This window comes from Chimaeribacter sp. YP20170169 (assembly GCF_056739715.1).
Genome location: NZ_CP176824.1, coordinates 3,202,041 through 3,214,533, shown reverse-complemented (window position 1 = coordinate 3,214,533; position 12,493 = coordinate 3,202,041). Strand labels below are relative to the sequence as shown.

At 64.2% G+C, this 12,493-nt stretch carries 10 protein-coding genes, 1 pseudogene and 1 riboswitch; of the genes and pseudogenes, 2 read left to right on the top strand and 9 right to left on the bottom strand.

Annotated features, from left to right (window positions below; translation table 11 throughout):
• The first annotated feature begins 33 nt into the window (after positions 1-33).
• A complete protein-coding gene (locus ACK3SD_RS14665; RefSeq protein WP_481125962.1) occupies positions 34-801 on the top strand; it encodes a DedA family protein in 768 nt (255 codons plus the stop codon).
• On the opposite strand, the pseudogene thiQ reads toward ACK3SD_RS14665, so the two are convergent.
• From thiQ to sgrR, 4 genes and pseudogenes are all read right to left on the bottom strand, one after another.
• Positions 798-1,495: pseudogene (gene thiQ / locus ACK3SD_RS14660) on the bottom strand (thiamine ABC transporter ATP-binding protein ThiQ). The gene ACK3SD_RS14665 and the pseudogene thiQ overlap by 4 nt on opposite strands.
• The gene (gene thiP, locus ACK3SD_RS14655) at positions 1,479-3,104 is read right to left on the bottom strand and encodes a thiamine/thiamine pyrophosphate ABC transporter permease ThiP (RefSeq protein WP_481125961.1); all 1,626 of its coding nucleotides are present in this window, start codon (positions 3,102-3,104) and stop codon (positions 1,479-1,481) included. Before thiP ends, thiQ begins: the two are co-directional and overlap by 17 nt.
• Positions 3,080-4,066 (bottom strand): thiamine ABC transporter substrate binding subunit, encoded by a 987-nt coding sequence (gene thiB / locus ACK3SD_RS14650; RefSeq protein ID WP_481125960.1) that lies wholly within the window; start codon positions 4,064-4,066, stop codon positions 3,080-3,082. Before thiB ends, thiP begins: the two co-directional genes overlap by 25 nt.
• A gap of 42 nt (positions 4,067-4,108) precedes the next feature.
• A riboswitch (TPP riboswitch) is annotated at positions 4,109-4,220 on the bottom strand.
• Positions 4,221-4,262: 42 nt separating this feature from the next.
• Positions 4,263-5,924, bottom strand: coding sequence for an HTH-type transcriptional regulator SgrR (gene sgrR, locus ACK3SD_RS14645; protein ID WP_481125959.1), 1,662 nt, complete (start codon positions 5,922-5,924; stop codon positions 4,263-4,265).
• A gap of 339 nt (positions 5,925-6,263) precedes the next feature.
• Here sgrR and ACK3SD_RS14640 point away from each other — a divergent pair, with 339 nt between their 5' ends.
• Positions 6,264-7,457: a sugar efflux transporter gene (locus ACK3SD_RS14640; protein ID WP_481125958.1), complete on the top strand. Its 1,194-nt coding sequence runs from the start codon at positions 6,264-6,266 to the stop codon at positions 7,455-7,457.
• 33 nt (positions 7,458-7,490) lie between these two features.
• Here ACK3SD_RS14640 and leuD read toward each other — a convergent pair whose 3' ends face one another.
• The 5 genes from leuD to leuL form a co-directional block, all read right to left on the bottom strand.
• Positions 7,491-8,093, bottom strand: a complete 603-nt coding sequence (leuD, locus tag ACK3SD_RS14635) for a 3-isopropylmalate dehydratase small subunit (RefSeq protein WP_481125957.1) — start codon at positions 8,091-8,093, stop codon at positions 7,491-7,493.
• A gap of 11 nt (positions 8,094-8,104) precedes the next feature.
• Entirely contained in the window at positions 8,105-9,505 is a 1,401-nt protein-coding gene (gene leuC / locus ACK3SD_RS14630) for a 3-isopropylmalate dehydratase large subunit (protein ID WP_481125956.1), read from the bottom strand.
• Between the two features lies 1 nt (position 9,506).
• Complete coding sequence (leuB, locus tag ACK3SD_RS14625; protein ID WP_481127566.1) at positions 9,507-10,598, bottom strand: 3-isopropylmalate dehydrogenase; 1,092 nt, start codon at positions 10,596-10,598, stop codon at positions 9,507-9,509.
• A gap of 2 nt (positions 10,599-10,600) precedes the next feature.
• The gene (gene leuA / locus ACK3SD_RS14620) at positions 10,601-12,175 is read right to left on the bottom strand and encodes a 2-isopropylmalate synthase (RefSeq protein WP_481125955.1); all 1,575 of its coding nucleotides are present in this window, start codon (positions 12,173-12,175) and stop codon (positions 10,601-10,603) included.
• 95 nt (positions 12,176-12,270) lie between these two features.
• Positions 12,271-12,354, bottom strand: coding sequence for a leu operon leader peptide (gene leuL, locus ACK3SD_RS14615; protein ID WP_481127565.1), 84 nt, complete (start codon positions 12,352-12,354; stop codon positions 12,271-12,273).
• Positions 12,355-12,493 lie beyond the last annotated feature (139 nt).

The following is a 12,493-nucleotide window of genomic DNA, read 5'->3' as shown; positions in this document are numbered from 1 at the left end:
TGATGAATTAAGCCGGAAAACGCGTTGGAATTTATGGAATCCTACATTGAACATCTGATTACCCAATCTGTTGCGTTCTCACTGGCCGCAGTGTTGCTGGTGACCTTTTTGGAGTCGCTGGCGCTGGTGGGGCTGCTGTTGCCGGGCACGGTGATGATGGCGACGCTCGGCGCCTTTATCGGCAGCGGGCAGGTCAACTTCTACGAGGCCTGGGCGGCGGGGATCATCGGCTGCTTCGCCGGTGACTGGATCTCCTACTACATCGGCCACCGCTTCAAGAAGCCGCTGCACCGCTGGTCGTTCCTGAAAAAGCACAAGTCGCTGATGAGCAAAACCAGCCACGCGCTGCACCAGCACAGTTTCGCCACGGTACTTGTCGGCCGCTTTATCGGCCCGACTCGGCCGCTGGTGCCGCTGGTGGCCGGGATGCTGGATCTGAAGCCGCTGAAGTTCGCGCTGCCCAATGTCCTTGGCTGCCTGACGTGGCCGCCGGTCTACTTCCTGCCGGGCATTCTGGCGGGGGTGGCGATTGGCATCCCGGCGGGCGCGGAGGTGGCGCACTTCCGCTGGCTGCTGCTGACGGCCTTTGTGCTGGTGTGGCTGGCCGGCTGGCTTGGCTGGCGCTGGTTCCGTGAAGGGAAGCGCAGCGCCGACTGGCTGTCACGTTACCTGCCTCTGGGCCGCCTGCGCTGGGCCTGCATACTGGCGGCTGTCGCGGCGCTGGTAGCACTGGTGGTACTGGTGCGCCACCCGCTGATGCCGGTCTACCGCCACCTGCTGTGGCAGGTGATGGCCTTCTAACGGCCGATGCCGAGCACCGCCGCCTCTTTGGCGCTGCCGTCGAGCAGCGCCGCCGTCGGGCCGTCATAGTAGAGCCGCCCGTCCACCACCAGCAGCGTGCGCGCCGCAATGCGCGCCGCGTCATCCAGATTATGTGACACCATCAGCAGCGTCAGCCCCCGGCGGCGGCACACCTCATCCAGCAGGGTCAGCATGTCACTGCGCAGGGCCGGATCGAGCGCCGAGAACGGCTCATCCAGCAGCAGCAGCGGCTGGCTGCGCAACAGGCAGCGCGCCAGCGCCACCGCTGCCGCTGGCCGCCGGAGAGCTGCCCCGGCAGGCGATCCAGACAGTCGCCTAGCCCGACTTGATCGGCAATCTCCACCAGCGCGCGCTGCTGCGCGGCGTCCAGCTTCAGGCCGGGGTGCAGCCCCAGCCCCAGATTCTGCCGCACCGTTAAATGGGCAAACAGGTTGTTCTCCTGAAACAGCATCGACACCGGCCGCCGCGCGGGCGGCGTGCGGGTGTGGTCGTCACCGGCAATGCGCAGCGTGCCGCTGCTTGGCGCCAGGAAGCCGGCAATTAGTCCCAGCAGCGTGCTCTTGCCCGCGCCGCTGGGGCCGAGGATCGCCACGCGCTCGCCCGCGGCCAGCGCCAGATCAAAGCGCATCGGCAGATGCTCATAGAGGTAGGTGATGTTATCCAGCGTCAGTATCGGTTCGGGCATCGCGGCGTTCCGGTAGGCGTTCAATCAGGGTAAACAGCAGGAAGCAGAGCAGCAGCAACAGCAGCGCGGTGACCGCGCCCGCCTGACTGCGGTAGGCTCCCATCTGCTGGTAGAGGTAGAAGGGCAGGGTGCGGAACTGCTCGTTGCCAAACAGCGCCACCACGCCAAAATCGCCCATCGACAGCACGCTGGCGAAGGCCAGTGCCTGTGCCAGCGGTCGGCGCAGCGCGCTCAGCTCCACCCAGCGCAGGCGCTGCCAGCCGCCCATGCCGAGGGCGCGGCAGAGCGGGTTGTAGCGCTCCGCCAGATCGCGCATCGGGTTGTCCAGCACCTTCAGCGCGTAGGGCACCGCCATCAGCGCATTGGTGAGCATCACCAGCCCCCACGCCGACTGCGGCAGCCCGGTGGTGGCGCTCATCAGCAGGAAGAAGCCAGTCGCCAGCACGATGCCCGGCATCGCCAGGATCACCATGCCGCTCAGTTCCAGCGCCTGTGCATGGCCCCGCTGCTGGCGCAGGCGCAACTCACGGCTGCTCCACAGCAGCATCATGGCGAGCAGCAGGCAGATCAGCCCGGCACCCAGCGCGATGCGCAGCGAGGTGAACAGCGCCTGCCACAGCGCGGGCTGTTGCAGCACCGCTGGCAGCGCCGGGTTGAGGCCATCGGCCACCACCGCCAGCAGCGGCGGCAAAATCAGCAGCAGCGCCAGCGCAATCAGCCCGCCATCCAGCAGCCGCGCCGACCAACTGTCCTGCGGGTTGCGCCACTGCACCGCTTGCGTGTGGCCGCCCGGTAGCGCCCGGTTAAGGCGCTGGCTCAGCAGCACCAGCCCCAGACAGCAGCCGAGCTGGAGCAGCGCCAGCAGCGCCGCCCGGCCCAGATCGTAGTCGTAACTCAGCGCCTGATAGATCGCCAGTTCAATGGTGGTCGCCTGCGGCCCGCCGCCCAATGACAGCACGGTGGCGAAGCTGGCAAAGCAGAGCATGAAGATCAGCGCCGCCGCGGGCAGCAGTTGCCGCCGCAGCGCGGGCCACTCAACAAAGTGCCACTGTTGCCAGCCGCTCATGCCTAGCTGCGCCGCCAGCTGGCGCTGCTCTACCGGGATGCCCTCCAACGACTGCAACAGCAACCGGGTCGCCAGCGGCAGGTTAAAGAAGACGTGCGCCAGTAGGATGCCCTGTAAGCCGTAGGGTGAGAAGGCGTAGGGCAGGCCGAGCCAGCCGCAGAGCGCGGCCAGCCACCCCTGCCGACCATAGACGCTCAGCAGGCCGAACACTGCTACCAGCACCGGCAGCACCAGCGTCATGGCGCACAGGCGCAGCAGCAGGCGGCGGCCGGGAAAGCGGCGGCGGAACAGCGCGCGCGCCAGCGGCAGCGCTGGCAGCACCGAGCAGAGCGCCGACAGTAGCGCCTGCATAAAGGTGAAGCGCACCACATGCCACAGGTAGCTGTCCTGCATCAGCGCCCGCCAGTCGGCGACTGGCGCATGCAGCCACAGCGCGCCGAACGCCAGCCCGGCCACCGCCAGCAGCAGCCCGCCCGCGATCAGCCCCGGCAGCAGCCAGCTGGCGATCAGCGGCTGACGGCGGTTTGCCATGCCCGGATCCAGTCGGCGCGGTGGGTGGCCACGTCAGCGGCGCTGTAGCTCAGGGCGGTTTTCGGCACGGTCAGGCTCTCGAAGCCCGCTGGCAGCGGGGTGTCGGTGGCCGGGTACATCCAGTTGCCGGCCGGGATGGTTTTTTGGAATGCCGGGGTGAGCATGAACTTCATGAACTGCTGCGCCAGTTGCGGCTGGCGGCTGGCGGCCAGCTGGCCAGCTACCTCCACCTGGAGGTAGTGCCCCTCGCTGAAGTCAGCGGCGGCGTAGGCGTCATTCTTCTCTTCAATCAGATGATAGGCCGGTGAGGTGGTGTAGCTCAGCACCATATCCGCCTCTCCTTTCAGGAACAGGCCGTAGGCCTCGCTCCAGCCCTTGGTGACGGTGACGGTCTTCTTCGCCAGCTTCTGCCAGGCCGTTGGCGCGTCATCGGCATAGACCTTCTGCATCCACAGCAGCAGCCCCAGCCCCGGCGTACTGGTGCGCGGATCCTCATAGATCACCTTCAGCGGGCGGTCACTCTCTACCAGCTCGCGCAGGCTGGTCGGCGGGTTTTGCAGCTTCTGCTTGTTGTAGACAAACGCGAAGTAGCCGTAGTCGTAGGGCACAAAGGTGGTGTCCTGCCAGCCACCCGGCACCTTCAGCGCGGCGGTGTCAACGCCCGAGGGCGCAAACAGCCCGGTCTGGGCGGCGGCCTGCACCAGATTGTTGTCCAGCCCCAGCACCACGTCCGCCGGGCTGTTTTTGCCCTCCATCCGCAGCCGGTTGAGCAGCGAGACGCCATCCTCCAGCGGCACGAATTTCAGTTCACAGTGGCACTGGGCCTCAAAGGCTTTTTTCACCGCCGGGCCGGGGCCCCACTCGGAGGCGAAGGAGTCATAGGTATATACCGTCAGGACAGGCTGGGCAGCCAGCGTCGAGGCAGAGATAAACAGCAGGCAGGACACGATCTTTTTCAACACTTTGCGCTCCTTGGCAGAAGGGTGGCAAAGGAGTTTGAGCAAGCAGGAAGCACTCTCAAATCCCTCCGCCGGTATTAACCGGATCAGGTTCGACGGGACTCTCTCAGCCAAAGCCGGCAACTGACGCCAGCATTTCGCACCCCGTTGAGAACGCGCCATTGTAAAGGCTTACTCCGGCGGGCGAAAGGGCGGCGTGTCAAGGCTCCGGCGGCGCGAACCAAGCGGATTTGAAGTCGAACCAGCCGAGAGTGTTGAGCCGCACGCCGCGCATACTGCGCTGGCCCTGCAACTGCAACCAGTGGTGGAACAGCGGGTGGATCTGGTGGCTGGCGACCAGCGAACGGCACCACTCCGCCAGCGGCAGTTGCTGCTGTCGCCAGGCGGCGGCCTGCGACGCCGGTGGCTCCTCCAGACAGTGGTGCAGCAGCGGTAGCTCGTAGAGGCTGGCGAACAGCGAATACTCCAGCGGCAGCGTGAAGTTGACACTGCCGAGCCACAGGTCACTCTGCGCTTCCCCGGCGTGCCACTGGGCATACTCCAGCGCCTGCACCCGCAGGCTGATGCCCTGCGCCGCCAACAGCGGTTGTAGCGCGCGGCAGATGACGTCGAACTCCGGGTGATCGCGGTAGTAGGTGAGGGTCAGCGCCGTCAGGCCAGCCGGTTTGGCGGGCTGCGGCGGGTGGGTGCGGTGGTGCCAACGCGGCAGCAGCCCGAGTGCCGGTGACCAGTAGCGCTGGTAACGGCGCTCGGCATGGTTGAGCAGCGCCGCCGGGTTGAGCAGCTCCGCCAGCCAGGCGCGCACCTCTGGCCGGGCGGCGGTGGCGGATCGCCGGTCAAACAGCACGAAGTAGCACCCCTCCTCAAGCCGGTTCTCCAGCTCGCGCGAGCCGGTGTCGTCCGCCTGCAACTGCACGCCGGAGGAGACCAGCTCCTCGCTCAGCTCCGGCTGCACCCAGATGGTGACCTCATCAATCAGCGCGCGGTAGCCAAAGTAGTCATCAAAGGCGCGGATACGCAGCTGGCTGCGGTGGTTGCGCACCACCGCATAGGGGCCGGTGCCGACCGGGTGGCGCGCGAAGCCGGGCAGCGTCTGCCACTCGTGCGGCAGGATCATGGCGCTGACGCTGCTGAGCAGCCACGGCAGCCACTGGTCTGGCATGGTCAGGGTGATGTCGATGACGTGCGGCGTCGGCGAGCGGATGGTCGCCAGATGGTTGAAGAGCGGCAGGCGCTGGGCGCGCGTCAGGGCGGCGATCACATCCTGCATCTCCAGCGGCCGCCCGTGGTGGAAGGCGATGGCCGGGCGCAAATAAAAGCGCCAGTGCAGCGGCGTCAGCGCCTGCCAGTGGTGCGCCAGATCCGGCTCCAGTTCCCCGTTTTCCTCATTTATCCGCGTCAGGCCACTGAAGATCTGGCGCGCCAGATGGGTCTCCGAGCGGCGCAGGGGCGAGCCGGGCAGCAGGTTGCTCATCGGCCGGTAGTAGAGCACCCGCAGCAGGTGCCGCCCCTGACGAAAGCTGCGCCCCAACTGGCCCAGCAGCATCTGGCGCGCGACCTGCCGGTCGCCGAGTAGCTGCACCAGTTGGTCGGCGCTGCCCTGTTCCAACAGCTCCTCTGCCCGCTGGCGCTGCAACGCCAGCCCGGATTGCAGGAAGGTGAGGGTGGAGCGGCGGCCGCGGCCCGCCTCGGCCTGCCAGCTTAACCAGCCAGCCTGTTGCATGGCATTGAGCAGCGAGCGGACGTGGCGGCGCGAGCAGTTGAGCAGCGTGGCCAGATCCGCCAGCCGGGTCTCGGCCGGTTCGCCGTGGAAGTGTTGCCACAGGCGGATAAACTGCTGCTGGCGGCGGGATGTCGGCATAAAAGGGGAACTCCTTGGCAGAAGGTGAGCCATTTTTCTTTCCCCATATTACGCCGATACTTAGCTTCAGCAATCCTGCGCCGATCCGGTGCGTATGGCCGGGGCGACGACCATGCAGGCCAGCATTCCGCAAGTCCGCCGTGGGCGGGCTTCCCCTTTTCTGAGTAATGGTGTGTTCACCAGCCAGCCGGGTCCTCCGCTGGCTTTTTTTATGGGCAGCGGCGTGCCAGCGGTGAAAAAAGCGCCATTGCTGGCGTGGTGTGCGGTATCCTGCCGCAAAGCCGTCTACACTCCACCTTTTAAGGTTAAAAACCATCTATTTTTTGCAGGGATAACACCATGTCCAACCGGTCAATCACGCCGTACTCCACCCTGTTCCGTCGCCTGAACCCCGTGTTTGTCGCCTTTTTGGCCGTGGCGTTTCTCAGCGGCATCGCCGGGGCGTTGCAGGCACCGACCCTCAGCCTGTTCCTGACCACCGAGGTGAAGGCCAGTCCGCTCTGGGTCGGGCTGTTCTACACCATCAATGCGCTGGCGGGGATCGTGGTGAGTTTCCTGCTGGCGAAGCGCTCAGACCACAGCGGCGACCGGCGCAGCCTGATTCTGGTCTGCTGTTTGATGGCGGTTGGCAACTGCCTGCTGTTCGCCTTCAACCGCCACTACCTGACGCTGATTACCGCTGGCGTGCTGCTGGCGGCGATCGCCAACACCGCCATGCCGCAGCTGTTCGCGCTGGCGCGTGAGTATGCCGACACCTCGGCGCGCGAGGTGGTGATGTTCAGCTCGATGATGCGCGCGCAACTGTCGCTGGCGTGGGTGATTGGCCCGCCGCTCTCCTTTACCCTGGCGCTCAACTACGGCTTCACCCTGATGTTCTGCTTTGCCGCCGCCATCTTTCTGCTCAGCGCGCTGGTGGTGTGGTGGGTGCTGCCCTCGGTGCCGCGTGAGCCGCAGCCGGTAGACCAGATGGTGGTGTCGCCGAAGGCGTGGAAAGACATCAACGTGCGGACGCTGTTTTTCGCCTCGCTGCTGATGTGGACTTGCAACACCATGTACATCATCGATATGCCGCTCTACATCAGCCATGACCTCGGGCTGCCCGACCGGCTGGCGGGGCTGCTGATGGGCACGGCGGCGGGGCTGGAGATCCCGGCGATGCTGCTGGCGGGCTACTACGTGAAGCGGGTCGGCAAGCGGCGGATGATGATTGGCGCGGTGGTGGCGGGCGTGCTGTTCTACGGCGGGCTGGTGCTGTTCCAGGACCGGACGATGCTGCTGGTGCTCCAGCTGTTCAACGCCATCTTTATTGGCATTGTCGCTGGCATCGGGATGCTCTACTTCCAGGATCTGATGCCCGGCCGTCCGGGGTCGGCCACCACGCTATTTACCAACAGCATCTCCACGGGCGTGATTGTGGCGGGGGTGTTGCAGGGGGTGGTGGCGGAGCACTTCGGCCATTATGCGGTCTACTGCGTGGCGGGCGTGCTGTCGGTGCTGGCGCTGGCGCTCACCTGGCGGGTGCGCGACGTCTAAAAAAAGCCCGCCGGGCGGCGGGCTAGGTGGTGCTTACTTCATGAACGCTGGCTGCTGCGACTCATAGGCCGCGATGCTGGCGTCGTGTTGCAGCGTCAGGCCGATGCTGTCGAGGCCATTGATCATGCAGTGGCGGCGGAAGCTGTCGATCTCAAACGGGTAGCGCTTCCCACCGGCGATCACCTCCTGCTTCTCCAGATCCACGGTAAAGGTGATCCCTTCCTGCTCTTTCACCAGCGTAAACAGCTCATCCACCTGCTCATCGCTCAACGTCACCGGCAGCAGCTGGTTGTTGAATGAGTTGCCGTAGAAGATATCCGCGAAGCTTGGCGCGATGATCACCTTGAAGCCATAGTCGGTCAGCGCCCACGGCGCGTGCTCACGGGAGGAGCCGCAGCCAAAGTTCTCACGTGCCAGCAGAATGCTGGCACCCTGATAGCGCGGGGCGTTCAGCACAAAGGTTGGATCCGGTGACTGGCCAGCGTCGTCCAGGAAGCGCCAGTCGTGGAACAGGTGCTGGCCGAAGCCGGTGCGCGTCACCTTTTGCAGGAACTGTTTCGGGATAATCGCATCGGTATCGACGTTGGCCGCATCCAGCGGTGCGACCAAACCAATGTGCTGGGTAAATTTCGCCATGGTGCTGCTCCTTAATTCAGTTCGCGGATGTCGGCAAAGTGGCCAGAAACCGCCGCCGCCGCTGCCATCGCCGGGCTGACCAGGTGGGTACGGCCACCACGGCCCTGACGGCCCTCAAAGTTACGGTTGCTGGTGGAGGCGCAACGCTCGCCGGGGTTCAGGCGGTCGTTGTTCATCGCCAGACACATGGAGCAGCCCGGCAGGCGCCACTCAAAGCCCGCCTCGATGAAGATCTTGTCCAGACCCTCCTGCTCGGCCTGTGCCTTCACCGGGCCGGAACCCGGCACCACGATGGCCTGTACGCCGGTCGCCACTTTGCGCCCCTTGGCAATCTCCGCCGCCGCGCGCAGATCTTCAATGCGCGAGTTGGTGCAGGAGCCAATGAAGACCTTGTCGATGGCGACGTCGGTCAGCTTGATGCCCGGTTGCAGCCCCATGTAGGCCAGCGCCTTCTCGGCGGAGGCGCGCTCCACCGGATCGCTGAAGGAGTCCGGCGCGGGGATAATCTGGTTGACAGCAATCACCTGGCCGGGGTTGGTGCCCCAGGTCACCTGTGGCGCGATCTCGGCGGCATCCAGCGTCACCACGCTGTCAAAATGCGCGCCCTCGTCCGATTTCAGCGTTGACCAGTAGGCCACCGCCGCGTCCCAGTCCGCCCCTTTCGGCGCGAACTGGCGGCCCTCCAGGTAGGCGAAGGTGGTGGCGTCTGGTGCGACCAGCCCGGCCTTGGCGCCCATCTCAATCGCCATGTTGCACAGGGTCATGCGGCCCTCCATGCTCAGCGCCTCGATCGCTGAGCCGCAGAACTCCACCACATGGCCGGTGCCGCCAGCGCTGCCGGTTTTGCCGATCACCGCCAGCACGATGTCCTTGGCGGTGATGCCGTGCGCCGCGGTGCCCTTGACCTCAATCTTCATGGTCTTGGCGCGGCCCTGTTTCAGGGTCTGCGTCGCCAGCACGTGCTCCACCTCGGAGGTGCCGATGCCGAACGCCAGCGAGCCAAACGCGCCGTGGGTGGCGGTGTGGGAGTCGCCGCAGACGATGGTCATGCCCGGCAGTGTCATGCCCTGCTCCGGGCCGATGACGTGCACGATGCCCTGGAACGGGTGGTTCAGGTCATACAGCTGGACGCCAAACTCCGCGCAGTTCTTGATCAGCTCCTGCATCTGGATGCGCGCCATCTCGCCAGAGGCGTTGATGTCTTTGGTCTGGGTCGAGACGTTGTGATCCATGGTGGCGAAAGTCTTGCCCGGCTGGCGTACCGGGCGGCCCATGGCGCGCAGGCCGTCAAATGCCTGCGGCGAGGTCACTTCATGCACCAGATGGCGGTCGATGTAGAGCAGCGGGGTCTCATTCGGCGCTTCGTGTACCACATGGGCGTCAAACAGTTTCTGGTATAAGGTCTTGGCCATGTTATGCCCCTTCTGCTACAAACCGGGCGATGATGTCGCCCATGTCACCGGTGGAGATGGCGTTGCCGTCACCCGCCAGATCGGCGGTGCGGGAACCCTGTTCTAATGCCTGATTGACGGCGCGCTCAATCGCGTCAGCCGCCTCATCCGCGCCCAGGCTGTAGCGCAACAGCAGCGTCAGCGACAGGATCTGCGCAATCGGGTTGGCGATGCCCTTGCCAGCGATGTCCGGCGCGGAACCGCCCGCTGGCTCATACAGGCCGAAGCCCTCCTCATTCAGGCTGGCGGAGGGCAGCATTCCCATTGAGCCGGTGATCATCGCGCACTCGTCTGACAGGATGTCGCCAAACAGGTTGGAGCAGAGCAGCACGTCAAACTGCGACGGGTCTTTGATCAACTGCATGGTGGCGTTGTCGATGTACATGTGGGAGAGGGCGACATCCGGGTAATCCTTGGCGATGCCGTTCACCACTTCACGCCACAGGATCGAGCTTTGCAGCACGTTGGCCTTGTCGATGGAGGTCACTTTGCCGCGGCGCTTGCGGGCGGACTCAAAGGCGATGCGCGCGATGCGCTCAATCTCAAAGCGGTGGTAGATCTCGGTGTCGAACGCCTTCTCCTGCGCCCCTTCACCCTCGCGCCCCTTCGGCTGGCCGAAGTAGATGCCGCCGGTCAGTTCACGCACGCACAGGATGTCAAAGCCGCGCGCGGCGATGTCAGCGCGCAGCGGGCAGAAGGCTTCCAGACCGGTGTAGAGGCGCGCCGGGCGCAGGTTGCTGAACAGCTTGAAGTGCTTGCGCAGTGGCAGCAGCGCGCCGCGCTCCGGCTGCTGGTCTGGCGGCAGGTTTTCCCACTTCGGGCCACCCACCGAGCCGAACAGGATGGCATCGGCCTGCTCACAGCCAGCCACGGTCGCGGCTGGCAGTGGGCTGCCGTGCTTGTCGATGGCCGCGCCGCCGACATCATATTCGCGCGTGGTGATCGCCAGCCCAAAACGCTGGCGCACTGCATCAATCACTTTATAGGCCTGCGCCATCACTTCCGGGCCGATGCCATCTCCGGGCAGAACGGCAATGTGGTGGGTTTTGCTCATATTCACACCATTTCCTGATTATTATGTTGTTGAGTGGTTTGCAGGCGCTGTTTCTCTTTTTCTACCTGCTTGCTGCGCCAGATGCAGTTCAGCACATGCACCATCGCCTTGGTGGAGGACTCCACGATGTCCGTTGCCAGCCCCACGCCGTGGAAGCGGCGCCCCTCATAAGAGACCACGATATCCACCTGGCCCAGCGCGTCACGGCCGTGGCCCTTGGCGCTCAGCTGGTACTTCACCAGCTCGATCTGGTAGCCGGTGACGCGGTTGATCGCCTCGTAGACCGCATCGACCGGGCCATTGCCGGTGGCAGCCTCGGTCTTCACCTCGTCGCCGCAGCGCAGGTTGACGGTGGCAGTGGCGGTGATGCTGGAACCGGACTGCACGTTGAAGTTATCCAGACGATAGAACTCCGGCTCCTCCTGCTGCTTATTAATGAACACCAGCGCTTCCAGGTCATAGTCGAACACCTGGCCCTTCTTGTCCGCCAGCTTCAGGAAGGCGTCATACAGCGCGTCCAGGCTGTAGTCGCTCTCCTTATAGCCCATCTCCTCCATGCGGTGCTTCACGGCGGCGCGGCCGGAGCGGGAGGTCAGGTTCAGCTGTACCTGATTCAGGCCGATGGACTCCGGCGTCATGATCTCGTAGTTCTGGCGGTTCTTCAGCACGCCATCCTGATGGATGCCGGAGGAGTGGGCGAAGGCGTTGGAGCCGACGATCGCCTTGTTGCCCGGAATCGGCATATTGGTGATCTGGCTGACGATCTGGCTGGTGCGGTAGATCTCTTTATGGTTGATGTTGGTGTGCACGTTCAGGATGTCTTCACGGGTCTTGATCGCCATGATGACCTCTTCCAGCGCGGTGTTGCCAGCGCGCTCGCCGATGCCGTTCAGGGTGCCCTCAACCTGGCGTGCGCCCGCCTGCACCGCGGCGATGGAGTTGCCGACCGCCATGCCCAGATCGTCGTGGCAGTGCACGGAGATGATCGCCTTGTCGATGTTCGGCACGCGGTCATACAGGGTGGAGATGATGCCGCTGAACTGGTGCGGGGTGGTGTAGCCCACGGTGTCCGGGATATTGATGGTGGTGGCGCCGGCGGAGATGGCGGCCTCAACGATGCGGCACAGGTTATCAATCGGCGTGCGGCCGGCATCTTCGCAGGAGAACTCCACATCATCAGTATAGTTGCGGGCGCGTTTCACGGAGCGCACGGCCATCGCCATCACATCCTCAAAGGAGCGGCGCAGCTTGGACTCAATGTGCAGCGTGGAGGTGGCCAGGAAGACGTGGATACGGAACGCCTCCGCCACGCGCAGCGCCTCGGCGGCCACGTCGATGTCGCCATCCACACAGCGCGCCAGCCCACAGACGCGGCTGTTTTTGATCTGGCGGGCGATGGTCTGCACCGACTCAAAGTCGCCCGGCGAGGAGACAGGGAAACCCACTTCCATCACATCGACGCCCATTCTTTCCAGTGCCAGCGCAACTTGCAGCTTTTCGTTCACGCTCAGGCTGGCTTGCAGGGCTTGTTCACCGTCGCGCAGGGTGGTATCGAAAATAATAACTTGTTGGCTCATGGGGTTAATCCTTGTCTTGTCGTCACGTTTAGCGCCCAGCGAGTAAAAAAAAACCCGCGCAATGGCGCGGGTTTTTTATTTGGGGGAGAGTTGATTCAGTGTTGAATCCCGTCCACCGCCCTACCGCGCAATGAGAATGCGAGAAGTAGTAGGCGGTTTAGACGGGTAACGATAAACATAGGAATCAATCTCTCTCGTAACTGGTAAAAACTTCGTTGCCTAATTTGATACGGCATCGCGTTACCCTTGTCAACCCTCGGGTCAAAAATAGCGGCGGCAGGGCCGGGGGTGGCAAACAGAATAAAAAACTGCCGTGAA